Source organism: Amycolatopsis sp. cmx-4-54, from assembly GCF_046548895.1.
Classification (GTDB): Bacteria; Actinomycetota; Actinomycetes; order Mycobacteriales; family Pseudonocardiaceae; genus Amycolatopsis.
Genome location: NZ_JAEBEJ010000006.1, coordinates 209,371 through 235,581, shown reverse-complemented (window position 1 = coordinate 235,581; position 26,211 = coordinate 209,371). Strand labels below are relative to the sequence as shown.

Annotated in this window: 28 protein-coding genes; 9 read left to right on the top strand and 19 right to left on the bottom strand. The window is 69.3% G+C overall.

Annotated elements, in window-relative coordinates:
* Positions 1-57: 57 nt before the first annotated feature.
* Positions 58-1,161 carry a glycosyltransferase family 4 protein gene (locus ACLJQ7_RS21680; protein WP_410650023.1) on the bottom strand — a complete coding sequence of 368 codons (1,104 nt, stop codon included), beginning with the start codon at positions 1,159-1,161 and terminating at the stop codon, positions 58-60.
* Positions 1,161-2,279: a glycosyltransferase family 4 protein gene (locus tag ACLJQ7_RS21675; protein ID WP_410650022.1), complete on the bottom strand. Its 1,119-nt coding sequence runs from the start codon at positions 2,277-2,279 to the stop codon at positions 1,161-1,163. The genes ACLJQ7_RS21680 and ACLJQ7_RS21675 overlap by 1 nt, the downstream gene beginning before the upstream one ends.
* Positions 2,280-2,390: 111 nt before the next feature.
* Between ACLJQ7_RS21675 and ACLJQ7_RS21670 the strand changes: the two genes are divergently transcribed.
* Positions 2,391-3,221, top strand: coding sequence for an inositol monophosphatase family protein (locus ACLJQ7_RS21670; protein ID WP_410650021.1), 831 nt, complete (start codon positions 2,391-2,393; stop codon positions 3,219-3,221).
* A 115-nt stretch (positions 3,222-3,336) separates the two neighbouring features.
* Here the strand turns inward: ACLJQ7_RS21670 and ACLJQ7_RS21665 are convergent, their stop codons facing one another.
* From ACLJQ7_RS21665 to menD, 3 genes are all read right to left on the bottom strand, one after another.
* Complete coding sequence (locus tag ACLJQ7_RS21665) at positions 3,337-3,789, bottom strand: DUF3592 domain-containing protein (RefSeq protein WP_410650020.1); 453 nt, start codon at positions 3,787-3,789, stop codon at positions 3,337-3,339.
* A gap of 22 nt (positions 3,790-3,811) precedes the next feature.
* Positions 3,812-5,326, bottom strand: coding sequence for a M1 family metallopeptidase (locus ACLJQ7_RS21660; RefSeq protein ID WP_410650019.1), 1,515 nt, complete (start codon positions 5,324-5,326; stop codon positions 3,812-3,814).
* Between the two features lie 97 nt (positions 5,327-5,423).
* A complete protein-coding gene (gene menD / locus ACLJQ7_RS21655) occupies positions 5,424-7,100 on the bottom strand; it encodes a 2-succinyl-5-enolpyruvyl-6-hydroxy-3-cyclohexene-1-carboxylic-acid synthase (protein ID WP_410650018.1) in 1,677 nt (558 codons plus the stop codon).
* Positions 7,101-7,157: 57 nt separating this feature from the next.
* On the opposite strand from menD, the gene ACLJQ7_RS21650 reads away from it, so the two are divergent.
* The 4 genes from ACLJQ7_RS21650 to ACLJQ7_RS21635 all read left to right on the top strand — a co-directional run bounded on the left by ACLJQ7_RS21650 (position 7,158) and on the right by ACLJQ7_RS21635 (position 10,432).
* On the top strand, positions 7,158-8,081 hold the full coding sequence (locus ACLJQ7_RS21650; RefSeq protein ID WP_410650017.1) for a 1,4-dihydroxy-2-naphthoyl-CoA synthase: 924 nt from the start codon (positions 7,158-7,160) through the stop codon (positions 8,079-8,081).
* A gap of 51 nt (positions 8,082-8,132) precedes the next feature.
* Positions 8,133-9,257, top strand: coding sequence for an o-succinylbenzoate--CoA ligase (gene menE / locus ACLJQ7_RS21645; RefSeq protein WP_410650016.1), 1,125 nt, complete (start codon positions 8,133-8,135; stop codon positions 9,255-9,257).
* Between the two features lie 62 nt (positions 9,258-9,319).
* Positions 9,320-9,478 carry a hypothetical protein gene (locus tag ACLJQ7_RS21640; RefSeq protein ID WP_167337758.1) on the top strand — a complete coding sequence of 53 codons (159 nt, stop codon included), beginning with the start codon at positions 9,320-9,322 and terminating at the stop codon, positions 9,476-9,478.
* Between the two features lie 84 nt (positions 9,479-9,562).
* Complete coding sequence (locus tag ACLJQ7_RS21635; protein WP_410650015.1) at positions 9,563-10,432, top strand: 1,4-dihydroxy-2-naphthoate polyprenyltransferase; 870 nt, start codon at positions 9,563-9,565, stop codon at positions 10,430-10,432.
* 910 nt (positions 10,433-11,342) lie between these two features.
* Here the strand turns inward: ACLJQ7_RS21635 and ACLJQ7_RS21630 are convergent.
* The 3 genes from ACLJQ7_RS21630 to ACLJQ7_RS21620 are packed head-to-tail and all read right to left on the bottom strand — an operon-like array spanning position 11,343 to position 13,185.
* Positions 11,343-12,425: a PLP-dependent cysteine synthase family protein gene (locus ACLJQ7_RS21630; RefSeq protein WP_410650014.1), complete on the bottom strand. Its 1,083-nt coding sequence runs from the start codon at positions 12,423-12,425 to the stop codon at positions 11,343-11,345.
* On the bottom strand, positions 12,422-12,700 hold the full coding sequence (locus ACLJQ7_RS21625) for a DUF4229 domain-containing protein (RefSeq protein WP_410650013.1): 279 nt from the start codon (positions 12,698-12,700) through the stop codon (positions 12,422-12,424). The genes ACLJQ7_RS21630 and ACLJQ7_RS21625 overlap by 4 nt, the downstream gene beginning before the upstream one ends.
* A gap of 11 nt (positions 12,701-12,711) precedes the next feature.
* Positions 12,712-13,185 (bottom strand): Lrp/AsnC family transcriptional regulator, encoded by a 474-nt coding sequence (locus tag ACLJQ7_RS21620; protein WP_410650012.1) that lies wholly within the window; start codon positions 13,183-13,185, stop codon positions 12,712-12,714.
* Between the two features lie 248 nt (positions 13,186-13,433).
* Here ACLJQ7_RS21620 and ACLJQ7_RS21615 point away from each other — a divergent pair, with 248 nt between their 5' ends.
* Together ACLJQ7_RS21615 and ACLJQ7_RS21610 are read left to right on the top strand one after the other, a co-directional pair.
* A complete protein-coding gene (locus ACLJQ7_RS21615) occupies positions 13,434-13,646 on the top strand; it encodes a BldC family transcriptional regulator (protein ID WP_340684881.1) in 213 nt (70 codons plus the stop codon).
* A gap of 149 nt (positions 13,647-13,795) precedes the next feature.
* Complete coding sequence (locus tag ACLJQ7_RS21610; RefSeq protein ID WP_125788692.1) at positions 13,796-13,984, top strand: hypothetical protein; 189 nt, start codon at positions 13,796-13,798, stop codon at positions 13,982-13,984.
* A 160-nt stretch (positions 13,985-14,144) separates the two neighbouring features.
* Here ACLJQ7_RS21610 and ACLJQ7_RS21605 read toward each other — a convergent pair whose 3' ends face one another.
* The 7 genes from ACLJQ7_RS21605 to hemL all read right to left on the bottom strand — a co-directional run bounded on the left by ACLJQ7_RS21605 (position 14,145) and on the right by hemL (position 21,731).
* A complete protein-coding gene (locus ACLJQ7_RS21605; protein ID WP_410650011.1) occupies positions 14,145-15,488 on the bottom strand; it encodes a MinD/ParA family protein in 1,344 nt (447 codons plus the stop codon).
* 79 nt (positions 15,489-15,567) lie between these two features.
* Positions 15,568-16,536 carry a c-type cytochrome biogenesis protein CcsB gene (ccsB, locus tag ACLJQ7_RS21600; protein WP_410650010.1) on the bottom strand — a complete coding sequence of 323 codons (969 nt, stop codon included), beginning with the start codon at positions 16,534-16,536 and terminating at the stop codon, positions 15,568-15,570.
* Positions 16,537-16,541: 5 nt separating this feature from the next.
* Positions 16,542-18,041, bottom strand: coding sequence for a cytochrome c biogenesis protein ResB (locus ACLJQ7_RS21595; RefSeq protein WP_410650290.1), 1,500 nt, complete (start codon positions 18,039-18,041; stop codon positions 16,542-16,544).
* Between the two features lie 74 nt (positions 18,042-18,115).
* A complete protein-coding gene (locus ACLJQ7_RS21590) occupies positions 18,116-18,889 on the bottom strand; it encodes a cytochrome c biogenesis CcdA family protein (RefSeq protein ID WP_410650009.1) in 774 nt (257 codons plus the stop codon).
* A gap of 330 nt (positions 18,890-19,219) precedes the next feature.
* On the bottom strand, positions 19,220-19,801 hold the full coding sequence (locus tag ACLJQ7_RS21585) for a TlpA family protein disulfide reductase (protein WP_410650008.1): 582 nt from the start codon (positions 19,799-19,801) through the stop codon (positions 19,220-19,222).
* Positions 19,798-20,430: a histidine phosphatase family protein gene (locus ACLJQ7_RS21580; protein ID WP_410650007.1), complete on the bottom strand. Its 633-nt coding sequence runs from the start codon at positions 20,428-20,430 to the stop codon at positions 19,798-19,800. The genes ACLJQ7_RS21585 and ACLJQ7_RS21580 overlap by 4 nt, the downstream gene beginning before the upstream one ends.
* Positions 20,427-21,731, bottom strand: a complete 1,305-nt coding sequence (gene hemL, locus ACLJQ7_RS21575; protein WP_410650006.1) for a glutamate-1-semialdehyde 2,1-aminomutase — start codon at positions 21,729-21,731, stop codon at positions 20,427-20,429. Before hemL ends, ACLJQ7_RS21580 begins: the two co-directional genes overlap by 4 nt.
* 122 nt (positions 21,732-21,853) lie before the next feature.
* On the opposite strand from hemL, the gene ACLJQ7_RS21570 reads away from it, so the two are divergent.
* Positions 21,854-22,345, top strand: a complete 492-nt coding sequence (locus tag ACLJQ7_RS21570; RefSeq protein WP_410650005.1) for a TspO/MBR family protein — start codon at positions 21,854-21,856, stop codon at positions 22,343-22,345.
* Here ACLJQ7_RS21570 and ACLJQ7_RS21565 read toward each other — a convergent pair.
* The 4 genes from ACLJQ7_RS21565 to hemB all read right to left on the bottom strand — a co-directional run bounded on the left by ACLJQ7_RS21565 (position 22,338) and on the right by hemB (position 24,752).
* Positions 22,338-22,721 carry a hypothetical protein gene (locus tag ACLJQ7_RS21565; RefSeq protein ID WP_410650004.1) on the bottom strand — a complete coding sequence of 128 codons (384 nt, stop codon included), beginning with the start codon at positions 22,719-22,721 and terminating at the stop codon, positions 22,338-22,340. The two genes, ACLJQ7_RS21570 and ACLJQ7_RS21565, sit on opposite strands and share 8 nt — an antisense overlap.
* A complete protein-coding gene (locus tag ACLJQ7_RS21560) occupies positions 22,699-23,151 on the bottom strand; it encodes a hypothetical protein (protein ID WP_410650003.1) in 453 nt (150 codons plus the stop codon). Before ACLJQ7_RS21560 ends, ACLJQ7_RS21565 begins: the two co-directional genes overlap by 23 nt.
* Positions 23,148-23,699: a hypothetical protein gene (locus ACLJQ7_RS21555; RefSeq protein ID WP_410650002.1), complete on the bottom strand. Its 552-nt coding sequence runs from the start codon at positions 23,697-23,699 to the stop codon at positions 23,148-23,150. The genes ACLJQ7_RS21560 and ACLJQ7_RS21555 overlap by 4 nt, the downstream gene beginning before the upstream one ends.
* Positions 23,700-23,780: 81 nt before the next feature.
* Entirely contained in the window at positions 23,781-24,752 is a 972-nt protein-coding gene (gene hemB / locus ACLJQ7_RS21550; RefSeq protein ID WP_410650001.1) for a porphobilinogen synthase, read from the bottom strand.
* A 121-nt stretch (positions 24,753-24,873) separates the two neighbouring features.
* On the opposite strand from hemB, the gene ACLJQ7_RS21545 reads away from it, so the two are divergent.
* Complete coding sequence (locus ACLJQ7_RS21545) at positions 24,874-26,160, top strand: Nramp family divalent metal transporter (RefSeq protein WP_410650000.1); 1,287 nt, start codon at positions 24,874-24,876, stop codon at positions 26,158-26,160.
* Positions 26,161-26,211 lie beyond the last annotated feature (51 nt).

The following is a 26,211-nucleotide window of genomic DNA, read 5'->3' as shown; positions in this document are numbered from 1 at the left end:
CGCTCGATGGCGTGAGGGGACGATGAATGCCGGTTGTACAAAGAAGATACAAAGTGATCAAGCGAGTGCGGAGAGCATTCCCTGCACCGATCTCGGCCAGGCGAATTCCTCCGCCCGCGCCCGCGCCGCCGCCCGCCGCGCGTCCTCGGGGCGCTCCAGCAGGCCGGTGACAGCGCCCGCGAAGGCCGGGGCGCGATCGTCGACGGCCTCGCCGCAGCCGGGACGCACGATCTCCCGCAGCGCCGACGACGCCGAGACCACCACCGGCGTCCCCGAAGCGAGCGCCTCCAGCGCCGCCAGCCCGAACGTCTCGTGTGGACCGGGCGCGAGGGAGACGTCCGCGCTGGCCAGCAGGCGGGCGACGTCGCCGCGTCCGGAGAGGAAGCCGAGGAAGGTCACCGGCAGCCCGCGCGCCCGCCGTTCCAGCGCACGCCGCCGAGGGCCGTCGCCGGCGATCACCAGCCGTACGCGGTGCCCCGCCTCGGTCAGCTCGGCGACGGTGTCCACGCTGCGCTCGACGTGCTTCTCCGGCGACAGGCGTCCACAATGGACGATCAACGCGTCGGCGTCACCGCACAGCGTGTGCCGCCAGCCGTCGTCGCGCCGGGCCGGGGCGAACGTCGTGAGATCGACGCCGAGCGGGACACGCCGCACGTTCGGCGCGGCGATCCGGTCGAATTCCGCGCGGGCGAACGCCGTCGTGCAGACGACCGTGTCGTAGCGTCGCGCCATTCGCCGGTTCGCGACGTCCGCGACGCGCCGCGCGACGGGTTCCGGCATCAGGAACTGCTCCAGGAGCCTGTCGAGGCGCTCGTGCGAGATGACCATGCTGGGCACGCCGTTGCGCCGCGCCCAGACTCCCATGCCGCGCAGGGTGAGTCTGTCGGACACCTCCAGTCTGTCCGGTTCCAGGCGTTCCAGCACCACGCGCACCCGGTGCGGATCGACCGCGCGATAGCCGCCGGTGCCCGGGATCCGCGGCGCCGGAAGGGAAAACCGGCGGACTCCCGACGGCAGTGTCTCGTCCGCGTAGCGCCGCCCTGGCACCACGAGAGTCACCTGATGACCGCTGGCCACGTAGCCGGCGCCGAGATGATGCAACGCCGTCCGCAGTCCGCCCGAGCGTGGCCCGTAGAAGTTGGCCAGCTGGATGATGTGCATCAGGCCGCGCGCGCGACTTTGCCCTGGACGGCCTCGTAGTGGCCGACCAGTTCGTGGCAGACCGCGGGCCAGGTCCGGCCGAGCACGACCTTGCGCGCCTTCTCCCCCAACCTGGCGCGCAACGCTTCGTCGCGCAGGTCGTTCACCTTGTCCACCAGCGCCGTCGCGAAGCCGTCCCGGTCGGCGGGCAGCAGGTATCCCGTGCGGCCGGGCAGGACGAGATCCTTCGGGCCGCCCGCGTTCGGCGCCAGCACCGGCAGCCCGGACGCCATCGCTTCCTGGATGGCCTGGCAGAACGTCTCGTGCGGTCCGGTGTGGACGAACACGTCGAGGCTCGCGTACGCGGCGGACAGCTCTTCGCCGTATCGGGCGCCGAGGAACGCCGCGCCCGGGATCCGTTCGCGCAGCATCGGCAGTTCCGGGCCGTCCCCGACGACGACCACGCGAATCCCGTCGACCCCGGCGAGCGCGGTCAGCCGCTCGACCTCCTTCTCGGGCGCGAGCCTGCCGACGAAACCGACCAGCAGTTCCCCGTTCGGCGCCAGCTCGGCGCGCAACGCGGGGTCGGCGTGGACCGGCGAGAACCGCTCGATGTCGACGCCGCGTGCCCAGCGGTGCACTCGCGGGATTCCGTGCAGTTTCAGCTGTTCCACCGAGTCCGTGGACGGCGCGAGCGTGCGGTCGGCCCGCGAGTGCAGGCGGCGGACCCAGCGCCAGGCCGCGCGGGCGGCGATGCCGAAGCCGTACGCGGCGGCGAACCCGGCGATATCGGTCTGGTACACCGCGACACACGGCACCCGCAGCCGTCTGGCCGCGGCGAGCCCGCGGGCGCCGACCACGAACGGCGACGCCAGATGCACCACGTCCGGGCCGAAATCGGCCAGCGCGGTGAGCACCGTCCTGGTCGGCACGCCGACCGGGAGTGAATTCACGCCGGGGAAGTCGAGGGCGGGAATGCGCACGACCGGGGCGCCGAGGTACTCCACGGGACCCGGCCCCGGGGCGATGATCAGCACGTCGTGCGCGCGGTCGCGGAGGTGTTCCACGACGCGGAGCACGGAGTTGGTCACGCCGTTCACCTGGGGCAGGAAACTTTCGGTGACTATCGCGACTCGCACGCGGATCACTGTCGCATCCGGTTGTGACGCCCACGCCAACAAAAACGGAACAGACGACATGTCATCTCAAGGTCGTGTTCCGTAAACCAGGCTCGGCCACACTAGTCAGGCATGACCCTCCTGTCCTCAAGGCCGCCTCAGCCCGTCGAGCCGGGGCTGGTGTCGAGGGCCCTCGAAGTGGCCGGGCGGCTGGCCAACGACGCGACCGACGTGATCACCGCGACCGCGGGCCGGGGCGCCCAACCCGGTCCGAAGGACTCGCCCTTCGACTGGGTCACCGACACCGACCGCATCCTCGAACGCCACACCCGCCGGGTGCTGACCGCGGAATTCCCCGGCATCCCCGTCGTCGGCGGTGAATTCGGTGCCGACCACGGGGCCGACGTCGCCGAATACCGCTGGGTGGTCGACCCGGTCGACGGCACCGCGAACTACGTCGCCGGTGTCCCCTGGTGCGCGTACAGCCTCGCCCTGATCGACGCTTCGGGGCCGGTGGTGGGCGTGGTCGCGGACCCGTACCGCGCCCAGATCTACGCCGCCGCGCGCGGTCGCGGCGCGCGGGCGAACGGGAGACCGATCACGCTCACCGACCGGTGCGGGACCGCCGGTGCGATCGTCTGCACGGAGCTCACGCGCAAGGGTGTCTGGCCGGGGATGGGCCAGTTCATCGAACGGGCCGCCGCCGCGCACGCCGGGGTCCGGGTGCTCGGCTCGGCGGCACTGGCGATCGCGCAGGTCGCGCTGGGCCACGCGGCCGCGGCGGTGCTGCACAGCTACCGCGAATGGGACGTCGCCGGATCGGTCGCGCTGGCCATCGAGGCGGGTGCCGTGGTCCTGGACCGGCACGGGGAGGACAGCGCCCTGCCGGTCGACGCCCTGCTGGTCGCGGCGCCGGGGGTGGCCGACGAGGTCCTGGGCTGGTGGCAGGAGTCGGTCGGCTGAGTTACGCCCCTGATCACGCGTGTCGTCCGTTCAATCACGCGTGTTGTCCGTCTGATCACGCGTGTTCGCCGATTCCGCACAGGAAGACCGCGTGATTGGGCGCGGACTCGCGTGATCAGACGGACGACTCGGCGGGCGAGCGCCGGTAAGCCAGCCGTTGTCGCCGGATCCACCACAGCAGTGGCCCGGCGATCAGCCAGGTGAAGAAGATCATGCTGCCCAGCGGCAGCAGCGTGTTCGACGCCGAGCGCCCGGCCACCCGCGCGAGTTCCGGGTCGCCGACGTCGTACTCGATGTTCACGAGCTGCCCGGCGGCCAGCCCTGCCGGGTAGAGCACGCCGTTGGCCGGGCTGTGCATGATGCCGTCGGGGGTCGCGTAGTTGATGATCGTGCGGTCGAAGGCCACCGACTCGACCTGTGCCGTCGCCTGCCCGAGCTCCGCTTCGATCGCGCTGTCGTTGCGGATGGCGGCGAACAGCAGCGAGACGCCGAGCACGGTGACGAGTGAGGCGACAACGAGGGCGGCATACCACCCGATGCGCCTCACCCGCTCCGTTTTGGCCGTCACGCCGCGAGCGTAGCGCTACCCGTCAGTGGGCGTGTCGCTCGGCGAGGAATTCGTGGGTGGCCTTGATCTGCGGGTAGGACTTCGGTGCGACCGGGGCCACAGCGGCCCGGAAAGCCTGCGCACCGTTCGGGCCCACGGTTGGCTTGCCCTTGGTGTACAGCCACGTCTGGAACAGGTCGTACAGCGGCTTGCCCGAGATCTTCTCCGCCAGCGCGATGAACTCCGGGATCACCGCCGACTTGGCCTTCTTCACCTGCTGCCAGGTCTGCAGGATCCGGAAGAACGTGTCGTCACCCACGGCCTTGCGCAACGCGTGCACCGCGAGCGCGCCGCGGTCGTAGACGGCCGCGTCGAACTGGTTGTCCGCGCCCGGGTCGGCGGGCAGGACCTGCCAGAACGGGTCCTCGGCCGGCACCGAGTCGTAGATGTACTGGGCGAGTTCGTCGGCCGTGCCCTCGCCGCTCTCCTCCGACCACAGGAACTCGCCGTAGGAGGCGAAGCCCTCGTTCAGCCAGATCTCGCTCCACTTGCCGAGCGTGACGCTGTCGCCGAACCACTGGTGCGCCTGCTCGTGCGCCACGATCGAGGTGTTCGAGCCGGACCGGAAAGCCCTGGCGCCGTAGACCGGCCGCGTCTGGTTCTCCAGCGCGAAGGTGATGCCGGTGGTGACGACGCCGCCCTGCGCCTCGAACGGGTAGGGCCCGAACTTCGAGGCGAGGAATTCGGTGATCTCCGGCGTCCGCTCGATGCTGGCCTTGGCCGCGCCGAGCGATTCGCCGAGGTCGGCGCCGTAGGCGGTGATGAACGGTTTGCCGTCCGGCGTGGTCTGCTCGTTCACCTCGAACTTGCCGACCTCCAGCGACGTGAGGTACGTCGCCTGCGGTTTGGTGCTGCGCCAGTTCCAGCGCGTCCAGCCCGGCCGCTGCACCGTCTTGCGCACGAGCGTGCCGTTCGACAGCGCGGCGACAGCGTTCGGGACCTCGACCGAGATGTCGTAGGTCGCCAGGTCGGTCGGGTGGTCGTTGGACGGGAACCACCAGGCCGCGCTCTGCGGCTCGTCGACGGCCAGCGCGCCGTCCGGGGTCTTCTTCCAGGCGGTGAAGCCGTCGATCTTCACCTTCGACGGCGTGTCCGCGTAGGCGACGACGACGGCAGCCGTCTGGCCCTTCTTCAGCGGCGAAGCCGGCGTGACGGTCAGCTCGCCGGTGCCGTCGGTCGACGTCGCGAATTTCGCGGGCCGGTTGTTGACCCGGACGCTCGACACCTTCAGCCCGAAGTCGAGGTTGAACGCCGAGAGATCCTGCGTCGCGGTGAGCAGGATCGTCGTGGCGCCGGAGAGCAGGTCGGTGGACGGCTGATAGGTCAGCCGGAGGTCGTAGTGACCGACGTCGTAGCCGCCGTTCCCGGCGTGCGGGTAGTACGGGTCGCCGATGCCGATCGAACCGGGCGCGGGTGCGGCGGACGCGGTGCCCACGAGCAGCACCCCTACGACGCCCGCGGTCAATCCGGCGAAGCCGGCGCGAGTCTTCAAGCGCATTGCGAATCCTCCCAGGATTTGTCAGCGCGCTCGAACGTAGCCAGCCGATCAACGCGGAGACACGTCCGAAGGAGGGGTTCCTACCCTCTGGAATCGGCTAGACAGCGCGTACGGCCGACGACACCGCCGTACGGAGGCGCGCGTGCAGCTCGCGGTGACGCGTTCGGTCCACGCGGACCTCCACCACGCGCAGCCCCGGCGCGGGCTTGAGCGCCGCGCGGAACTCGGTGAGCGTCTCGGCGACGACGTGCGGCACGCGGTAGCCGGCGCACAAGGCACCGAGGTCGGCGCCGTGCGGTGTGCCGAAGACACGCTCGAAGCTGGCGTTGTGCTCGGGCGCGCCCTGCTCCAGCAGGGAGAAGATGCCGCCGCCGTCGTCGTTGAGCACCACGATCGTCAGGTCGGGGCGCTGTTCGGCGGGCCCGGTCAGCAGGCCGCTCGCGTCGTGCAGGAACGTCAGGTCGCCGAGCAGGGCGTACGAATGTCCCCTGTGGACGGTCGCGGCGCCGATCGCGGTCGACACCATGCCGTCGATCCCGGCGACGCCGCGGTTGCGGTGCACGAGGACGTCGGGCCGCAGCCGCCCGGCGAGGGCGACGTCCCGGGTCGGGTTGGACGAGCCGACGACCAGCAGCGATCCCTCCGGGACCGTGTCGACCAGCTCGGTCGCCAGGCGCAGCCCGCTCGGCCACGGCTCGTCGGCCAGCGCTTCGGTGACCGCCACCGACGCCGCCTGGTCGGCGCGCTGCCAGCTCGCCAGCCATTCCGGATCGGCCGGTTTGGTCGGCTCGTCGAACCACTGGCCGACCTGGCGGACGTTGTGCGCGGGCGCGGGCCAGTCCGAATCGGGCCGGACCAGCAGCACCTCGACGTCCGGATCGGACAGCACCCGCTGGACCTGCCGGAACACCGTCGGCCGCCCGATGCACAGGACCTGCTCGGGTTTGTGCCGCGAGATGAACTCCTCGACGCCGAGCAGCCACGCGCCGGACGAGATCGCCGTCGCGCCCGCCATCCCGATGCCGCCGGTCTCGGAGACGACCGGCCAACCGTGCAGCTCGGCCCATTCGCTGGCGGCCTGCACGCCGGTGTCGCACGCGATGACCAGACCGTGGCGGGCCGAGGGCACCACGAACGAGGGAAGCGCGCCGAAGTCCGGGAGCTCCGTCCAGCGAGCACCGTCGGGACGCCCTTCGAGTGACTCGTACCACTCGCCGTTATCGTCGATATCGGGCACGAGCGGCTCGCGGAACGGGATGTTCAGGTGCACCGGCCCGCAGCGCCATTCGCCGTACGCGGCGTTCCAGGCGCGGCAGATCTGGCCGCGCCAGTACGAGTTCTGCCCCGCCCGGCGTTCGGCGACGGCGAGCTCGTCGAAGTAGCGGATGGCGTTGCCGTAGAGCTGGTGCTGGTCGATGACCTGGCTCGCGCCGGCGGCCCGCATCTCGGGCGGCCGGTCGGCGGTCAGCACGATCAGCGGGACTCCAGCGCGGTCGGCCTCCAGGACGGCGGGATGGAAGTTCGCGGCCGCGGTGCCCGAGGTGCACAACACGGCCACGGGACGGCCGGTGCGCGCGGCGATGCCGAGGGCGAGGAAACCGGCGCCGCGTTCGTCGATGCGGACGTGCAACTGGAGCCGTCCGGCGGCCGCCGCGTCGTACAGCGCGATCGACAGCGGGGCATTGCGTGAGCCCGGGCAGAGGACGACGTGCGAGACGGTGTTGCGGACGAGTTCGTCGACGATGACCCTGGCCTGCGCGGTGGAAGGGTTCACCGGCAGACCTCGGGTTTCACACTACGACTCACGGCCACACGTCCTATTCTCCCAAACGTGGATGACGCCCAGGTTTCCGAGCTGTTCGACCCCGCCTCGTGGACGGAAGTCGACGGTTTCGACTTCACCGACATCACCTATCACCGCTCCTCTGAGAGCCGCTCAGGCAAACGTGTCGTACGTGTCGCGTTCGACCGTCCGGAGGTCCGCAACGCCTTCCGCCCGCATACCGTCGACGAGCTGTACCGCGCGCTCGACCACGCGCGGATGAGCTCGGACGTCGGCTGCGTCCTGCTCACCGGCAACGGCCCATCGCCGAAGGACGGCGGCTGGGCGTTTTGTTCCGGTGGTGACCAGCGTATTCGCGGACGCTCCGGGTATCAGTACGCGGATGGGGAGACCTCCGACACGATCGATCCGGCCAGGGCCGGGCGGCTGCACATTCTCGAGGTCCAGCGGCTGATCAGGTTCATGCCGAAGGTGGTCATCGCGGTCGTCCCGGGATGGGCGGCGGGCGGCGGGCATTCGCTGCACGTGGTGTGCGACCTCACGCTCGCTTCGGCCGAGCACGCGCGCTTCAAGCAGACCGACGCCGACGTCGGCTCCTTCGACGGCGGCTACGGCTCGGCGTACCTGGCCAAGCAGGTCGGGCAGAAGTTCGCGCGGGAGATCTTCTTCCTCGGCCGCGAGTACACCGCCGAGCAGATGCAGGCGATGGGCGCGGTCAACTCCGCCGTCCCGCACGCGAAGCTCGAGGCCGAGGCGCTGGACTGGGCGTGGGCGATCAACGGCAAGTCGCCGACGGCGCAGCGGATGCTGAAGTACGCGTTCAACCTCACCGACGACGGTCTGGTCGGCCAGCAGCTCTTCGCCGGCGAAACCACCCGACTGGCGTACATGCAGGACGAGGCCGTCGAAGGCCGCGACGCCTTCCTGGAGAAGCGCTCCCCCGACTGGTCGGCCTTCCCGTACTACTACTGACCTGCGTTTAGCGGGCTAATCGCGATCCGGGGACGGACGTAGGGTGGCGGGATGCGTGCGGTAGGGGTGGACGGGAGTCCGGAGTCGATCGCCGAGTTGACCGCGGCACTGGCCGAAGCGCTCGGCGGCGGCCCGGCCGTCCTCCCCTACTCGTCCGAGCCACTGCGGGACGCGATGGAGCCCGCGCGTCCGGCCGAGCCCGGGACGGCGGTGGTCATCGCCACCTCCGGGTCCACCGGCGAACCGAAGGGCGTGTTGCTGTCGGCGTCGGCGCTCACCGCGTCGGCTCACGCCACCCACGCGCGGCTCGGCGGGCCGGGTCGCTGGTTGCTCGCGACCCCGGCGCACTACATCGGCGGGCTCCAGGTGCTGGTGCGTTCGCTGCTGGCCGGGACGACGCCGTCCGTGCTGCACGCGTCCGGTTTCCGGCCGGACGACTTCGCCGAAGCCGCCGCGCCGCTGCTGTCCTTGGACGGCCCGCGCTACACCGCGCTCGTGCCGACCCAGCTCGGGCGGCTGCTCGACGCGGGCGGCCGCGGTCTGGCGGCGGCCCGCGCGTTCGACGCGATCATTCTCGGCGCCGCGGCGACCACGGCGGAGCTACGCGAGCGCGCCGCCGAAACGGGCGTGAAGATCGTGCCCGCGTACGGCATGAGCGAGACCGCGAGCGGCTGCGTCTACGACGGCGTACCGTTGGACGGAGTACGCGTCGAACTCGAGGACGAGCGGGTCTGTATCACGGGTGACGTTCTCGCGCACGGCTACCGACTGCGACCCGGCCTGACCGCGGAGGCCTTCGAGAACGGCCGGTTCCGCACTTCCGACCGCGGCCGGTGGTCGGCGGACGAGCGGCTGGAGATCCTCGGGCGGATCGACGACATGATCAACACCGGCGGGGTGAAGGTGGCCGCCGCGACCGTCGAACGGATCTTGACCGCACAGCCCGGAATCCGGGACGCGTGCGTGGTCGGAGTCCCCGACCCCGAGTGGGGCGAAGCGGTCGTCGCGCTCGTCGTCGGCGCTGGTTGCGACGTCGCTTCGCTGCGCGCTGCCTGCCGTGAAGAAGCAGGCGCGGCCGCCGCTCCGAAGCGGGTCGAGTTCGTCGAAGAGCTCCCGTTGCGAGGCCCCGGGAAGGTCGACAGGACGGCCGTCAGGAATCTCCTACGAAGGTCGTGAATTCCCCACCGATTACCGGGACGTTGTTGACACAGTCATTACCCGCGGGTTTACGTCTACCTATGACGCGCTGGACACGCACAGTATTGGCCTGCACCGCCGTCACGATGGGACTGGTCGCTTTGGCCGGGCCCGCGCTGGCGGACGAACCGGAGACCGCCGTTCCGAACAGCGGCACGCTCACCTGGACCCTGGAAGACGCGATCGACGACCTCAAGTAGCGCGGCTCGTCACCTGCTCGCGCTGCGCGAGCAGGTGACGAGCCCCGCATACCGGCCGGTAGTCGCCAGGGCCAGAATGGCGGCATGGCGACTGCTGGTGAATGGATCGAAGGGGCGCGCCCGCGGACGCTGCCCAACGCGGTGGCGCCGGTGGTCGCCGGAGTCGGCGCGGCGGTCGCGCTCGACGGCTTCTCCTGGACCCGCTCGATTCTCGCGCTGCTCGTCTCGCTGGCGCTGATCGTCGGCGTCAACTACGCCAACGACTACTCCGACGGCATCCGCGGCACCGACGAGCACCGCGTCGGCCCGCTGCGACTGGTCGGCTCCGGAGTCGCGAAGCCGAAAGCCGTCCTGGCGGCCGCCCTCGTGGCTCTCGGGCTCGCCGGAGTCCTTGGGCTCGTGCTCGTCGCGATCAGCGGGCTGTGGTGGCTGCTGGCGATGGGCGCGGTCTGCATCCTCGGCGCCTGGTTCTACACCGGCGGCAAGAAGCCTTACGGCTACTACGGTTTCGGCGAGATCGCGGTCTTCGTCTTCTTCGGGCTGGCCGGCGTGCTCGGCACCGTGTACGTCCAAGCCGGACAGCTCAGCTGGACCGCGCTCGGCTGCGCGGTCGCCGTCGGCTCGTTCTCGACCGGCGTGCTGACCGCCAACAACCTCCGCGACATCCCGACCGACATCGAATCCGGCAAGCGCACGCTCGCCACCCGGCTCGGCGACCAGGGCACGCGGCGGCTTTACCTGGTGCTGGTCGCGGTCCCGTACGTCGTGAGCGTGCTGCTCGCCTTCGTGACGCCGTGGGCGCTGCTGGGCCTGCTGACCGCGCCGCTGCTGCTGAAGTCGGTCAAAGCCGTCGGCGGCGGGGCGCAGGGGCGGGCGCTGATCCCGGCGCTGCGGGACACGGGGTTCGCGATGCTGGGGTGGGCGGTTCTGACGGCCGTCGCTCTCGCGCTGTGAGGCCGGGTCGGTTTGAGGCGGTTTCGGGGCGTTGGATGACCCGGTGCGGCACGAACGGCCTGGTCACGCTGCGGGGCACCGGGGTTCTGCGGTGCCGGGGTGGTGCTGACCGCCGTCGCTCTGAGTCGTCACCGGACCATTGATACGGGACTGTGTGGAATTCGGGACGTTAGATGACCCGAAATCCACACAGTGCGCCACGAAGGACCCGGTCACGCTGCGGGGCACCGGGGCTAGCGGTGCCGGGGTGGTGCTGACCGCGGTCGCTCTGAGTCGTCACCGGACCTTTGATGCGCGACTGTGTGGAATTTGGGGCGTTAGACGACCCGGTGCGACACGAACGGCCTGGTCACGCTACGGGACACCGGGATTCGCGATGCCGGGGCGGTGCTGACCGCGGTCGCTCTGAACCGTCACCGGACCATTGATACGGGACCGTGTGGATTTTGGGCGTTGGATGATCCAGTGCCGCACGAAAGGCCCGGTCACGCTACCGGACACCGGGATTCGCGATGCCGGAGCGGTGCTGACCGCCGTCGCTCTGAACCGTCACCGGACCATTGATACGCGACCGTGTGGAATTTAGGACGTTAGATGACCCGAAATCCACACAGTGCCGCACGAAAGGCCCGGTCACGCTACCGCTGACGCCCAGCGGGCCCGGACGACGCTCAAGGGGATGAACGCACCGTTCATTCCTTGAGTTTTCCGCCGAGAGCCACCACCCGTAGTGCTCCGACACCTGGGCGACCACTAAATGCAGCCCACGCGATAGCAAAGGTCCCTTGCTCTTTTGGCGATCCGGCGAACCTGAGGTAGGCCCCCAACCGACGTTGCGAAAGCCACTTTCGCAACGTTGAAGGTTGCGAAAGTGGCTTTCGCAACATCCCCGGGAAGGCCGCCCAGCCCCTCAGGCCTCCGGAGCGAGCTTCCCGCTCACCAGGAACTCCCGGTACTTCTCCAGGTAAGGCGCGATGTCGATGTTCTTCTGCGCCAGCCAAGCGTCGTCGTAGTACGTGTTGGCGTACCGCTCCCCGCCGTCGCACAGCAGCGTGACGATACTGCCCGCCTGGCCTTCCGAGACCATCCGCGAGATCAGCGTGAACGCGCCGAAGAGGTTCGTCCCGGTCGAGCCGCCGGCCCAGTGCCCGGTCCGCTCGCGCAGCACGCGGATGGCCGCCAGCGAAGCCGCGTCCGGCACCTGGAACATCTCGTCGATCACGCCGGGTACGAACGACGGCTCGACGCGCGGCCGCCCGATTCCCTCGATCCGCGAAGGCATGCCGGTGCTGTAGTCGAGCGCCCCGGTCTGCCAGGCGCCGAAGAACGACGAGTTCTCCGGGTCGACGACGGCGATCTTCGTGGTGTGCCGCTTGTAGCGGACGTAGCGGCCGAAGGTCGCGCTCGTGCCGCCGGTCCCGGCGCCGACGACGATCCACGTCGGCACGGGGTGCCGTTCGGACTGCATCTGCGCGTACACCGATTCGGCGATGTTGTTGTTCCCGCGCCAGTCCGTCGCGCGCTCCGCGTAGGTGAACTGGTCGAGGTAGTGGCCGTTGCACTCCGAAGCGAGCCGTTCGGCCTCCGGGTACATGTCCGGCGCGCGGTCGACGTAGTGGCATTCGCCGCCGTAGAACTCGATGAGCGCGATCTTCTCTGGCGAGGTGCTGCGCGGCACCACGGTGATGAACCGCAGCCCGAGCATCCGCGCGAAGTACGCCTCCGAAACCGCCGTCGAGCCGCTGGACGCCTCGACGAGCACGGTGTTCGGTCCGATCTGGCCGTTCACCAGGCCGTACAGGAACAGCGAACGCGCGAGCCGGTGCTTGAGCGAGCCGGTCGGGTGGACGGACTCGTCCTTCAGGTACAGGTCCACGCCCCATTCCGGGGGCAGTGGGAAGACGTGGAGGTGCGTGTCGGCGCTGCGGTTCGCGTCGGCCTCGATGATGCGGACGGCTTCGCGGACCCAGCTGCGGCTCTGCAGGAGGCTCACGCCGCGCCGTCCACTCGGTCGCCGCGCAGCTGCGAGCGCAGTTCGGCGCGGGCGCGAGCGCGATTTTCGTTACGGCGGGCGAGCCCGGCGGTCACGCGCGCGTTCAGCGGGCGGAACAGCAGCAGGCCCAGCGGCAGCCCCACGACCAGGCCGATCAGCAACGCGACCAGCAGCGGGACGTTGACCAGCAGCAAGCCGCCTGCGATGACCCCGACCAGGAGGAACCTCGCCAGCACGTACAGCGTCAGGTCACGGGGCAGGTGATTATCGCTCACACCATGGCAGGCTACCCGCTGCCGTTGCGGCCCTCGTCCAGGCCCGCGTTGTTGGGGCGCCCTTCGAAGCGGGTGGAGAGCACGACGGTGGTGTTCGTGCGGCCGACACCGGGGATCCGCCGCAGCCTGCCGAGGGACCGCTCCAGATCGTCGACGGTCGCCACCCGCACCTTGACGACGAAGGCTTCGTCGCCCGCGACGGCGTAGCAGCTTTCGACCTCGTCCAGAGCCCCGAGCGCCTCAGCGACGTCGTCCTCGGTCGCGGTGTCGGTGGGGTGGATGCCGACCAGCGCCGTCACGCCGAGTCCGACCGTGCTCGGGTCGACCATGGCGTGGTAGCCGGTGATCACGCCGGCGGCCTCGAGTTTGCCGACCCGTTCGTGCACTGACGAAGCCGAGAGCCCGACAGACCGGCCGAGGTCGGCGTAGGTAGCCCGCCCGTTCTCCCGTAATGCCGCGATGATCTTCCGATCCACCTGGTCCACCGCTACACCTTAGGTGCCACGGCCGGATTCGCGTGATCAGGGCGCGTTTTCGTAGTTCCGTGACAAGACCGCGAGGCCGGAGGACGCATGTCGCGGTTGTCGGTTTTGACCTTTAAGGGCTCTTTACTGTTGGACAACCGTTCGAGTACCTGACGGGTGAGATGCAACGATTGCCGTGTTGGCTACCCGGCACGACGGGCACAGGGCCCGCCTCCGGTTTAGCACTGGAACCGTGAAGGAGGCGGAAAATGACCGCGACCATGGGCGGCAGGTTGCTCACCCCCGGCGAAGTGGCGGCTCTGTTCCGGGTCGACCCCAAGACCGTGACCCGCTGGGCGACCGCAGGCCGCATCGGCTCGATCCGCACTCCCGGTGGGCACCGACGGTTCCGCGAGGCCGAGGTGAACGAACTCCTCGCCGAGCTCACCACCGACGCCAGCGAGCCCGCTCGCAAGCTCTGAGCAGGCATTTCCCGCAAAAAGGACTCCAGTGACGAAGGGCTCGTAACCGCCCTTCGTCACATTGGGGTATCCATGAGTCCCCCCGCGCGCGGCAAAGAGGCTAGCCTCGTGGGACTGAGCAACGTCCTCCACGCGGAAAGGGACCGAGCATGATCTATCTGCTCGCGGCCATCGGAGCGCTCACCGTCGCCGTGGTTTTGTGGCGCGCGTTCGGGATCGAGCGCGTCGGGGTGCCCTCGTCGCGACCGACACTGGCCCCGGACGACGACCCCGACTTCCTGCGCAAGCTCGGTGAGCAGCAGCGCAAAGGTAAAGACGAGGACAAAGGCAAGGACTAGCGCGTGTTTCACAAGTCTGTTCGATGGGCTTGATGATCCAGGTGGTTCCTGACGGTGCGGGCGGATTGGCCTCGTACCGGGTCGTACTCGGCCGCGTCCGCCCGTGCCGTCAGGGGCCGCCTGGGCGCGAAGACCGCGAACTTGACTTGTGAAACACGCGCTAGGGCTGGATCTGCTGGTACTGCTGGCCACCGAAGCCGTCGGCGACGGTGGCGGCCAGTTCCAGCAAGGCCAGCCGGGTGTCCGCGTCGAGCCGGTCCAGCTCGATCTCGGCGCCCTCTTCCAGATGCGGGTCGAACGGAATCCGGCACACCGAGCGGACGCGCGCGCCGAAATGCGCGGAAAGCTTGTCCAGATCGACGGAGCCGCCCTTCGGCCGCACCGAGTTGATCACCGCGACGGAACGTTTGACCAGGTCACCGTAGCCGTGCGCTTCCAGCCAGTCGAGCGTGGCCGACGCACTGCGCGCCCCGTCGACGGAGCCTGAAGAGACCACGACCAGCGCGTCCGCGACGTCCAGGACGCCCTTCATCGCCGAGTGCATCAAACCGGTCCCGCAGTCGGTGAGCACGATGTTGTAGAAGTGCTCCAGCAGGTTGACCGTGCGCCGGTAGTCGTCCTCGGAGAACGCCTCCGAAACCGCCGGGTCCTGCTCGCTGGCGAGGATCTCCAGCCTGCTCCCGCCCTGCGAGGTGTACGAACGGACGTCGCTGTACCTGGTGATCTTGTCCGCGTCCCGCAGCAGGTGCCGGACGGTCGCGGTGGTCTCGATCGGGATCTTCTGCGACAGCGTGCCGCGGTCCGGGTTCGCGTCGACGGCGACGACCCGGTCACCGCGCAGCGACGCGAACGTCGAGCCCAGCGTGGTCGTCGTGGTGGTTTTGCCGACGCCGCCCTTGAGGCTCAGCATCGCGATCTTGTAGCACCCGCGCAACGGCTGGTTGATCTGCGCGATCAGTTCGCGCGTACGCGTGTCCTTGGGGCTCTCGCCCGGGTTGACCAGCTTGCCGGTGCCCACGTAAAGGGCCTTGCGCCAGCCTGACTGCGGCTTGCGCTTCTGCGGCTTCACCAGGCTCGCGGTGGCGAGTTCGTCCGGGAGCGCGTGCCTGCCGTGCGGCTGAGGAAGCCCCGGCACCGGCTGCTGCGGCTGCGCGTACTGCTGCTGAGGCGGGTACTGGACGGCCTGCTGCGGCGGGGCCTGCTGGGGCTGCTGAGGGTGCAGCGGCGGCAGGTTCTGGTCGTAGGGCTGCTGGTACTGCCCTTGCGACGGCTGCGGCAGCGGCGGCTGCTGTTGAGGAGCGGGCTGCTGCTGCTGCGGCGGCGGGTACTGGGCCTGCTGCGGCGGGTATTGCGGCTGCACGACCTGGGTCGGCTCGGCCTCGAAACCGGCCGCGGTCGGATGCGGCGCCGAATCCGTCCGGTCCTCGGAGAACAACTCCGAGGGCTGGGCGCTCTCGGTCGGTTCGGGGTGGCCAGGAGCCGATTCTTCGCTGGGTCCGGTCACCGCTGAATTCCTCCTCCGCGCACGTCTACCCCCATTACCTCAGTATTGACGGTAGTCGGGTCGCGCGCAGCGGCGACGGTCAGCCCCCGGCGTAGGAGTGCAGGCCCGACGTGACCAGGTTCACGAAGAACATGTTGAAGATCGTCGCGGAGAACCCGACGATGTTGATGATCGCGGCCCGCTTGCCCCGCCAGCCCGCGGTGGCACGGGAGTGGAGGTACGCCGCGTAGACGACCCACGCCACGAACGCGACGGTCTCCTTGGGGTCCCAGCCCCAGAACCGGCCCCACGCCGCCTCGGCCCACACGGCGCCGCAGAGCACGCCGAAGGTGAAGATCGGGAAGGCGAAGATCGTGGTGCGGTAGGCGATGCGGTCGAGCACGTCCGCGGCGGGCAGCTTCGGGCCGAACTTGGCGAACTTCGCCGGGTTGTCGTCGTGGGCGGCGCGGAAAAGGTAAAGGACACTCGCGACACCCGGCACCAGGAAGACACCCGAGCCGATGATCGCCGCGGAAACGTGGATGATCAGCCAGTACGACTGGAGCGCGGGCTGCACCGGCGCGGCCGTCGTGTACAGCATGGTGCCGTTGACGAACATCAGGATCACGACCGGCAGCAGCAGGAAGCCGGTGAGGTGGCGGACCGGGAACTTCCGCATGATGACGATCCAGGTCACGACCGCGATGAAGGTCGTGGCCATGCCGTATTCGTAGAGGTTGCCCCACGGCGCGCGGTGCACGGCGAGCCCGCGCAGCACGATCGCGGCCAGGTGGAGCAGCGCGGCCAGCACCAGCAGCGCGGCACCCATGCGGCCGATGCGCTCGGGGCGGCCGATCTCGCGCGGGGGCTCGACGGGCGTCCCGTAAGCCGGCGGACCGCCCGCGCCGACCAGTTCGCGGGAGCGCTGCATGCTGCGTTCCGCCGCGAGCCTGCCCTTCGCGCCGAAGCCCTGCTCGATAAGGGCGAACATCAGCGCGAGGACGTAAATCGCCGCCGCGGTGGTGTAGGAGTAGTCGCTGTACTGGGACAGCGTCTCGTTGATCGGCATGACCTCTAGTTGCCTCTCTGCCCCTGGACCAGCTTGTCGCTGATCCGCTGGAACTCTTCGCCGTAGCCCGCCTGATCGGTGCGCGCCAGCCCGGCGACCTCGATCACGGTACCCGGCTCACCTTCGCGCGCCGGGGTCACCCGGACCCATATCCGGCGCCGTTTGACCAGCAACGATCCCGCCAGCCCGATCAGCATCGCGACCGCGCAGACCAGCACCCAGCCCTGCACCGGATCGTGCGAGACCTGGATGGCGACCCATTCCTGGACGCCGTCGAAGCGGACCTTCGTGCCGTCGTCCAGCACGGTCTCCTGGCCCTGGTCCAGGTTCTGCCGCGTGAGCTTCTTGAGCCTGCCGTCCGCGACGAGCGACTGGTCGATCTGGAAGATCGACTGCCCGCGGCCGGCGTCGAGGCCGAGGTCGCCGCGGTAGATGTCGACGGCCACCGCCGGCTTGTTCGCCTCGGGCCGCGACGACGTGAGCACGTTGCCGTGCATGAACGCGGTCGGCGCGAGCAGGCCGGTGATCGCGAGCTGCCGGGTGCGGCGTTCGATCGGGTCCGCGATCCCCGGCTGGTCGAGCTTCGTCGCGCCTTCGGAAAGCTTCGTCGGCTCGTCGGCGGGACGCCACGGAGTGATGTTGGTGCGCACGGTGCCGTCGGGGAAGGTCACGGTGAACTTCGGGGAGTAGCCGAAGTTCAGCAGGTAGACGCGGTCTCCCGCGGTGCGCAGCGGCGAGTTGACCTCGAGCCCGTACGGCTTCCACGCGCCGGTCTTCAGGTCTTCGCCGGACTGGTACTCCATGTTGGAGTGGTAGTAGTTCGCCTGCCCGTTCGCGGTGTAGCGCGCCTCGAAGTCCTTGAGACGGATGCAGAACGCGTTGAGGTCGGTGCCGTCGACGCGCAGCCCGGCGTTGAAGGTGTCGTAACCGAGGATCCCGGAGTTGCACCACGGGCTGCTGTCGGCCTGGACGATGACCTGGCCTTCGTAGCCGAACATCTTGCCCAGCGCGAAGAAGATGATCAGGCCGAGCATGCCGAAGTGGAAGACGAGGTTGCCGGTCTCGCGGAGATACCCGCGTTCGGCGGAGATGCTCCGGCTGCCGTCGGCCTCCTCGCGCTCGACTCGGCGCCAGCCCTTGAGCAGCGTATGCGTGTCCTTCAAGACCGCTTCGGGAGTCCGGTCGGTCGAGTCGGACACGTGGTGCGGCATCCGCGAGAGCTTGCGGGGCGTGAGCACCGGCTTCGCGCGCATCGCCTTCGCGTACTCGAAGCTGCGCGGCGCGAGACAGCCGATGAGCGAGACCATCAGCAGGAGGTAGATCGCCGAGAACCAGACGCTGCCGTAGACCTCGAAGAACTGCAGGCGGTCGAGCAGTTCGCCCCACCAGCCGTGCGCGGCGATGTACTCGTCGGTCTTGGCGACGTTGAGATTCCGCTGCGGCAGCAGCGCGCCGGGCATCGCGGCGAGCGCGAGCAGGAACAGCAGCACCAGCGCGGTGCGCATCGACGTCAGTCCACGCCAGGTGTTGCGCAGGAAACCGAGGACACGCTTCAGCGGTGTCTGGCGATATTCGTTGGTCACAAGGGCAGCCTGATGTCGGTCACGAGGGTGTTCCGGATCCAGCCGGTCAGGTCGCCCCACAGTCCGGTCACCAGCAGGACGCCGACGACCAGCAGCAGGACGCCGCCGAAGACCTGCACCTGACGGCCGTGGCGGCGCAACCAGTCGGTGGCGCGGACGGCCCAGCGGGCGCCGAACGCGATGATGAGGAACGGCAGCCCGAGGCCGAGGCAGTAGACCAGGATCAGCACGTATCCGCGCGCCGCCGCCCCGCCGGTGGCGCTGGCCATCGACATGACCGCGGACAGCGTCGGCCCGATGCACGGTGTCCAGCCGAGCCCGAACACGGCGCCGAGCACCGGCGCGCCCCACAGCCCGCCGCGCGGCACGTGGTGTGACCGGAACTCTCGCTGCAGTCCCGGGATCCAGCCGAGGAAGACCAGCGCCATCGCGATCGTCAGCACGCCGCCGAGGCGCTGGATGAGGTCCATGTTGAGCTGGACGACGTCGGCGATCCACACCAGCGTCCCCAGCGTCACCACGAAGACGACGGTGAACCCGAGCACGAACAACGCCGCCGCGCCGACGACGGCGTAGCGGCCCTTCTTGCGCCCCTCGTCGGGGCTGACCGCCGGGGCGTCCGCGCCGACCAGCGCGGCCAGGTACGCGAGGTACCCGGGCACCAGCGGCACGACGCACGGCGACGCGAAGGAGATCGTCCCGGCCAGCAGCGCTACGCCCGCTGCGAGCAGCAGCGGCCCTGAGAGCGCCAGCTCGGTAACACCGTTCACGCAAAGGAGCGTAGGCAGTGTGGTCGAGGTGAAAGCGCCGGGGCTGGCCCAACGGGACCTACGTCGCACCCGGTCAGGACCTTGGTCCCGTCCCCCTCACCCGCGTTTCGTCCTCTGAATGCGGTAGTTGCACGCGCAAGGAACGCATCCAGAGGACGAAACGCGGGGCTTGGCGACGCCACGTGACCCACGATGTTCGGGCGTCTTCGGTCGCCCGCCAGTACATGCACATGAGGCGTACATGGCGGTCATCGAGGTTGTGAAGGACTCCTTGAGGGACTCTGGGTCCCTCAAGGAGTCCTTCACGGCACAGCAGGTCGGACGTCCCCTTCAGGCGGGTTCGGCGGCCAGGCGTTCGACGACAGGCAGCAGGTCCGAAGCCAGCAGTTCCCGCAGGAACACCGCCGCGACACGGTGCTGTTTGTCCAGCACGATCGTCGACGGGATGATGTTGCGCGGATAGCCCGAAAGCTGCAGCAGCGTCCGGCCCGACGGGTCGTAGATCGACGGGTACGTCAGTTTCCGGTCCCGCATGAAGTCCTGCGGCGGCTTCCGGTCGTTGTCGCGCAGATCGATGCCGATCACCTCGACGCCGGACGCCTTCGTCCGGTCGTAGACCTTCTGCATCTCCGGCGCCTCGACGCGGCACGGCCCGCACCACTGGCCCCACAGGTTCAGCACGATGACCTTGCCGGGGAAGTCCGCGATCGAAAGCTGCTTGCCCTCGTTCATCAGGTCGTCGCCGGACAGCGTCGGCGACGGCTGGCGGTCCGCGACCTCGTAGGCGATGTCGACCTTCCCACCCGGCGAAACGAAGTTGAACGAGCCGCCGGTGACGACGGCGTCCTTGCCGGTGGTGCAGCCGGTGACGACGAGCGCCAGCCCGACGACGGCCGCCACGAGCCGCTTCATGCGCCGGTCACCTTCGGATCGGTCGTGCCGGCGGGCTCGCTGTAGACGATCCGCACGAGTTCCTCGCCCTCGAAGACCAAGCTGGTCAGCGACGCGAGCGAGCACTGCCGGTTGCGCGGGTCGTGCCAGAGCCGCTTCGCCTCCAGGAAACGCCGCACGGTCCAGATCGGCAGCTGGTGCGAGACGCACAGCGCCTCGTGGCCCTCGGCCGCCCGCCGCGCGCGGTGGATCGCGCCGAGCATGCGGTGCGCGATCTCGACGTAGGGCTCGCCCCACGAAGGCCGGAACGGGTTGACCAGCTTCGGCCAGTGCTTCGGCTGGCGAAGGGCGCCATCACCGACGGCGACGCGCTCGCCCTCGAACTGGTTGTCCGCCTCGATGAGCCGGTCGTCGGTGTCGACGTCGAGCCGGTGCGCGGCGGCGATCGGCGCCGCGGTCTCCTGCGCACGCTGAAGCGGCGAAGCGACGACGTGCGTGATGTCGTGCGTCGCGACGGCTTCGGCGACCGTCAACGCCTGGCGCTGTCCGCGGTCCGAGAGCTTGAAGCCGGGCAGGCGGCCGTACAGGACCTTGTCCGGGTTGTGCACCTCGCCGTGGCGGAGCAGGTGCACGATCGTCGTCTCGCTCACGCCTGGACCGCCTCGGCGGCGGCGCGGGCGGCGACACGCAGCGCGGACTCGATGATCTCGAACTCGGCGTCGCCCATGGCCGCGTTGACGAACCACGCCTCGTACGCGCTCGGCGGCGCGTACACGCCGTTGTCCAGCAGCGCGTGGAAGAACGCCGGGAACCGCCAGGTCTCCGATGCCTGCGCGCCCGGGTAGTTCGTCACCGGGTTCTCGCTGAAGAACACGCTGACCAGGTTGCCCGCGTACTGCACGGTGTGCGTGACGCCCGCCTCGGTCAGCGACCGGTCGAACAGGTCGCCGAGCCGCTTCGCGTTGACGTCGAGGGCCGCGTACACGGCGTCGTCGGCCGCGCGCAGCGTCGCGAGCCCGGCGGCGACGGCGACGGGGTTCCCCGACAGCGTCCCCGCTTGGTAGACCGGCCCGCCCGGGGCCAGCTTCGCCATCACGTCGGCGCGTCCGCCGAAGGCCGCCGCGGGCAGGCCACCCGACATCACCTTGCCGAAGGTGTACAGGTCACCGGCGACGCCTTCGAGGCCGAACCAGCCCGCCTTCGAGACGCGGAACCCGGTCATCACCTCGTCCATGATCAGCAGCGCGCCGTGCTCGCGCGCGATCTCCTTGAGCCCGGCGTTGAAGCCGTCGGCCGGGGCGACGGCGCCCATGTTGCCCGCGGCGGCTTCGGTGATGATCGCGGCGATCGCGTCCGGATTGTCCACAAAGGACTTCCGGACCGCGTCGAGGTCGTTGTAGGGCAAGACGATCGTGTCGGCCGCCTGCGCGCCGGTGACCCCGGGTGACGTCGGGAGGCCGAGGGTCGCGACGCCGGAACCCGCTTCGGCGAGCAACGCGTCGACGTGACCGTGGTAGCAGCCCGCGAACTTGATGATCTTCGCGCGGCCGGTGAACCCCCTGGCCAGCCGGATCGCGCTCATCGTCGCTTCGGTGCCGGAGTTGACCAGGCGCACCTGCTCCACCGGCTCGACACGGCCGATGATCTCTTCGGCGAGCTCGACCTCGCCACGCGTCGGGGTGCCGAACGACAGGCCGTCGAGAGCGGCTTCGCGCGCGGCCGAGACGACGTCCGGATGCGCGTGCCCGAGGATCATCGGGCCCCACGAGGAGACCAGATCGACGTAGCGGTTGCCGTCGGCGTCCCAGAGGTACGGACCCTCGCCGCGCACCATGAACCGCGGGGTGCCGCCGACGGAGTTGAAGGCCCGCACCGGGGAGTTCACCCCGCCCGGGACCACGGCCTTCGCTCGTTCGAACCATGCCTTGGACTGATCGACTCCGGTAGTCACGTCCCCAGTCTCGCAAATCACGGATGACACCCGCCGCCGAGTCCTCGCGGTTCCGGGCACGGCGTGACCAGGCCCACTAGGGTGGGAGCAGTCGGCGTCGAAACCCTGGCGGAGGAATCCACGTGTCCACGGTGCCGTCACCACCGACCCACCACCGTCGCCTGCGCTGGCAGGCCTTGGCCGGGTTCATCGCCATGGCGGCGATCGTGGGGATCGTGGCCGGGCTGGCGGTCGCCACCCGCACCGAGACGCACAACGCGCTGGCCCGTCCGTCGTGGGCGCCGCCGGGCTGGCTCTACGGCCCGATGTGGTCGGTCCTGCTGCTCCTGGTCGCCTTCGCGGGCTGGTGCTACTGGCGCACCGACGGCGAAACGCGCGGCTTCGCCTTCTACGGCGTCTGCCTGCTGCTGACCCTGCTGTGGACGCCGCTGTTCTTCGCCGGCGGTGCGCACGTCCTCGCGCTGGCCGACGTCGTCGTGCTGGACTTCGTCGTGCCCGTCACGATGGCGGAATTCGGCCGCCGGTCGAAACTCGCGGCCTGGCTGCTCGTGCCGTACCTGCTGTGGCTGTTGTTCTCGACCGCGGTCAACGCCGCGGTCGTGTGGCTCAACTGAGTTTCGGTTCCTTGGGTTTGCGGCCCTTGGCCCGGACGGCGAGCAGGAACTGGCGGATCGCGTCCACCACCAGGATCGCGGCCAGCACGCCCAGCCCGATGGCGCCGGCGAGCGGGCCTCCGAAGTAGCGCTGCGATTCGAGCGTCGTTTCGCCGTAGGAGATCGCGACCGGGACGACCCCGGCCTTCCAGCACGCGAAGGAACCCCACACCGCGAGCGCGGCGAAGATCAGTTCGACCGCCCCCACCACCGCACGCAGGGGCTTGTGCAGCCGGGCTTCACGCCGGGAGTCCTCCGGTGGCCACAGATCGGCGCCGGTCGGCTGGGGAAGGTCGATCACGGTGAGCAGTTTCTCATGACTCTGTGGTGCGGGCACGCACCAAATCCCCGAGAGCCTCGCGGAGGGCGTCCGGGTCCTTGGCCCAGGCGCGGACGAAGACGCCGTCATCGAGTTTCAACCCGACTTCGCCGTACTTCTTGGGGATCGTCCATCCCCCGCCGAGAACCCGCGAGCCGACCGGGGCCTCGTCTTCGAGCACCTCGGCGATCCGGGCCGCTTCCAGCGTTTCCCGGCCCTGCCGGTAGCCGTCCGCGGTGACTTCGAGCGAGAGGTACCGGCGACGCGCGTACACCCACGGCACGGTGATCGCCACCAGCCCGGCCGCGACCAGGATCCAGGCGAGCCAGTGGACCGGACCGCCCGTCGCCAGCTCCGCGAGCAGCCCGGCGAGGGCGAACAGCGGCGCCCACAGCAAAGCCGTCCAGCCGACGCCGGGTTCGTCGTAGCGGGACGGCTCGGGCGTCATGGCAGCGTGCGCCCGACCTTCGGGAAATGGTCGGAGACGCTGGGCAGGTACATGAGCACCAGCGCGATCGCCACCAGCAGGGTGGACACCAGCAGGAACACGTTGAGCGAACCGCGCAGGATCAGCAGCTCCACCAGGACCAGGAAGACCGCGCCCACGGTGAGGACCGTCCTGGCCGACCGCGTTCCCTCACGGGCCTTGTACGCGAACAGCGCGAACAGGACCGCGAAGGTGAGCGCGCCACCGAACAGCATCCACAGCAGGGTGTTCACGCCGGAAGCGACCTGCGCCGGATCGGCGGGCTGGCCGGGAACCGGGTTCTCCCTGATCTGCTTGAGGATGCCCTCGGTCAGGTCGTCCTTCAGCACCAGCAGGGCGATCTGCCCGGCCACCAGGACGACACCGGCGAGAATCCACAGCCAGAACGAGATCGCGACCGGTTTCGGCACCGTGATCTTCGGCGGCTTCTGGCCGGGCAGGATCGGGTCCGGTGACATCCCCCGCTTGCGGCGCTCGTCGTCCGTTTCTTCGGTTCTGCTGTCGCTCACGCGAGGCAGCCTAGAGGGTGGCTCAGACCGGCGTCGACCGGTCGGGTGAGCTCACACGCGCGCGCTTCGAGAGACAACTGCCTAGTCCAGCCAAGCAGCGGCTTCGGCGGCCCAGTACGTCAGGATCATGTCCGCGCCCGCGCGGCGGATCGACGTCAGCACCTCGAGGATCGTGCGTTCGCGGTCGAGCCAGCCGTTCGCCGCGGCGGCCTCGACCATCGCGTACTCACCGGAGATGTTGTACGCCGCGACGGGAACGGTCGACGTCTCGGCGGCCGCCCTGATGACGTCCAGATAGGACAGCGCGGGCTTGACCATGATCATGTCGGCGCCCTCGGCGATGTCCAGCTCGATCTCGCGCAGCGCCTCACGCACATTGCCCGGATCCTGCTGGTACGTCTTCCGGTCGCCCTTCAGCTGCGAATCAACGGCCTCGCGGAAGGGACCGTAGAACGCGCTGGCGAACTTCGCCGAGTACGCGAGGATGCCGGTGTCGGTCCGCCCTGCGCGGTCGAGCGCGGCGCGGATGACGCCGACCTGGCCGTCCATCATGCCGCTGGGGCCGAGCAGATGCGCCCCCGCTTCCGCCTGCGCCAGACCCATTTCCGCGTACACGCGCAGGGTCGCGTCGTTGTCGACACCGCCGTCGGCGTCGAGGACGCCGCAATGGCCGTGGTCGGTGAACTCGTCGAGACACGTGTCCGCCATCAGGACGGTCGCGTCGCCGAGCTCGGACCTCAGGTCGCGCAGGGCGACGTTGAGGATGCCGTCCGGGTCGATCGCGCCGGAGCCCTCGGCGTCCCGAGTCTTCGGAATGCCGAATAGCATCAGGCCGCCGACCCCGGCGTTGACCGCGTCGACGGCGGCTTTGCGCAGCGTGTCGCGGGTGTGCTGGACGACGCCCGGCATGCTGGAGATCGGGCGGGGCGCGTCGGCGCCCTCGGCCACGAACATCGGGAGGATCAGCTGGCGTGGGCGCAGCGTCGTCTCACCGACCAGCCTGCGCATCGCCGGAGTGGTACGGAGCCTGCGGGGACGATGTTCGGGGAACACCCCTACGACGGTACTCCCGCTCGCTGGAGAGGCGGTGAACGGCCGAACCTTTCCTAAGGAACGGTAAAGAGTCACCTTTGTCCGATTCCTACTCCGTGTGACGTGGGTTACCTTCCCCTGCATGTCGAGCTCAACGGTGACCGACCAACTGGAAGAACCGCCCGTCGGCTGGCGCGCACGGCTGCGCCAGGTCGGGCCAGGGATCATGGCCGCGGCGACCGGCGTCGGCGCGGGCGACCTCGTCGCGACGATGGTGGCCGGATCGCGCTTCGGGTACACGCTGCTGTGGGCGGTACTCGTCGGCACGATCTTCAAACTCGCGCTGGCCGAAGCCGTCGGCCGCTGGCATCTGACCTCGGGCCGGACGATCCTGTCCGGTTGGCGGACGCTGGGGATCTGGGCGCTGATCTACTTCGGGATCTACGCGGTGATCTGGGGCTTCGTCTACGGCGCGACCGCGATGTCCGCGTCGGGCCTGCCGTTGAACGCGCTCTTCCCCGCGCTATCGGTGCGGTACTGGGCGATGATCTGCGGCCTGCTCGGCTTCGCGCTGGTGTGGTTCGGGCGCTACGCGATCATCGAGAAACTGATGACCGTCCTGGTCGGCATCATGTTCGTGACCGTGGTCGGGACCGCGATCCTCGTCGTGCCGAACTTCGCGGAACTGTTCAAGGGCGCCGTCCCGACCCTGCCCGACGGCTCGCTTGTCTACGTCCTCGGCCTGGTCGGCGGCGTCGGCGGCACGATCACCATGGCGGCGTACGGCTACTGGACGCTCGCGAAGGGCTGGCGTTCGTCGAAGTGGCTCCCGATGATGCGCACCGACAACGCCGTCGGGTACGTCATGACCGGCGTCTTCGTGATCGCCATGCTGATCGTCGGCGCGGAACTGCTGATGGGCCAGAAGATCATCTCGGGCGACAAGGGGCTGCTGTTCCTCGGCGACACCCTCGCCGCGGATTACGGGCAATGGGCGCGGATCCCGTTCCTCATCGGCTTCTTCGCCGTCGCGTTCACGTCGGTGATCGGTGTCTGGCACGGCGTGAGCCTGCTCTTCGCCGACTGGTGGCGCATTCTGCGGCTGCCCGCGAACGCCACGGAAAGTGTTGAGACGTATGAGAAGAAGGCCGGTGAGCGCAGTGCCGCGTACCGGGGATACGTGCTGTGGCTGACCTTCCCGCCGATGGCGCTGCTGTTCCTGGACCAGCCGTTCCAGCTCACCGTGATCTACGGCGTGCTGGGCGCGTTGTTCATGCCGTTCCTGGCGGCGACCCTGCTGGTGCTGCTGAACACTTCACGGGTGCCACGGGAAGGGCGTTCGGGGTGGCTGTCGAACGGGCTGCTGGGCGTGTGCCTGGCGATGTTCGCGTACCTGGCGTACACGGAGGTCGTGAAGTTCTTCTCGTGAGCGGTGTCGCCGGCTTGCGGTTCCGTGAAGGCATCCTTGAGGGACTCTAAG

Coding starts and splice junctions, on each gene's coding strand:
- ACLJQ7_RS21635 (WP_410650015.1), top strand. CDS start 9,563: ATGGCGACTGCTGGTGAATGGATCGAAGGGGCGCGCCCGCGGACGCTG.
- ACLJQ7_RS21640 (WP_167337758.1), top strand. CDS start 9,320: ATGACGCGCTGGACACGCACAGTATTGGCCTGCACCGCCGTCACGATG.
- ACLJQ7_RS21680 (WP_410650023.1), bottom strand. CDS start 1,161: ATGCACATCATCCAGCTGGCCAACTTCTACGGGCCACGCTCGGGCGGA.
- ACLJQ7_RS21610 (WP_125788692.1), top strand. CDS start 13,796: ATGATCTATCTGCTCGCGGCCATCGGAGCGCTCACCGTCGCCGTGGTT.
- ACLJQ7_RS21615 (WP_340684881.1), top strand. CDS start 13,434: ATGACCGCGACCATGGGCGGCAGGTTGCTCACCCCCGGCGAAGTGGCG.
- ACLJQ7_RS21595 (WP_410650290.1), bottom strand. CDS start 18,041: ATGCGCACCGCGCTGGTGCTGCTGTTCCTGCTCGCGCTCGCCGCGATG.
- ACLJQ7_RS21545 (WP_410650000.1), top strand. CDS start 24,874: ATGTCGAGCTCAACGGTGACCGACCAACTGGAAGAACCGCCCGTCGGC.
- ACLJQ7_RS21560 (WP_410650003.1), bottom strand. CDS start 23,151: ATGACGCCCGAGCCGTCCCGCTACGACGAACCCGGCGTCGGCTGGACG.
- menE (WP_410650016.1), top strand. CDS start 8,133: ATGCGTGCGGTAGGGGTGGACGGGAGTCCGGAGTCGATCGCCGAGTTG.
- ACLJQ7_RS21585 (WP_410650008.1), bottom strand. CDS start 19,801: ATGAAGCGGCTCGTGGCGGCCGTCGTCGGGCTGGCGCTCGTCGTCACC.
- ccsB (WP_410650010.1), bottom strand. CDS start 16,536: ATGCCGATCAACGAGACGCTGTCCCAGTACAGCGACTACTCCTACACC.
- ACLJQ7_RS21660 (WP_410650019.1), bottom strand. CDS start 5,326: ATGCGCTTGAAGACTCGCGCCGGCTTCGCCGGATTGACCGCGGGCGTC.
- ACLJQ7_RS21670 (WP_410650021.1), top strand. CDS start 2,391: ATGACCCTCCTGTCCTCAAGGCCGCCTCAGCCCGTCGAGCCGGGGCTG.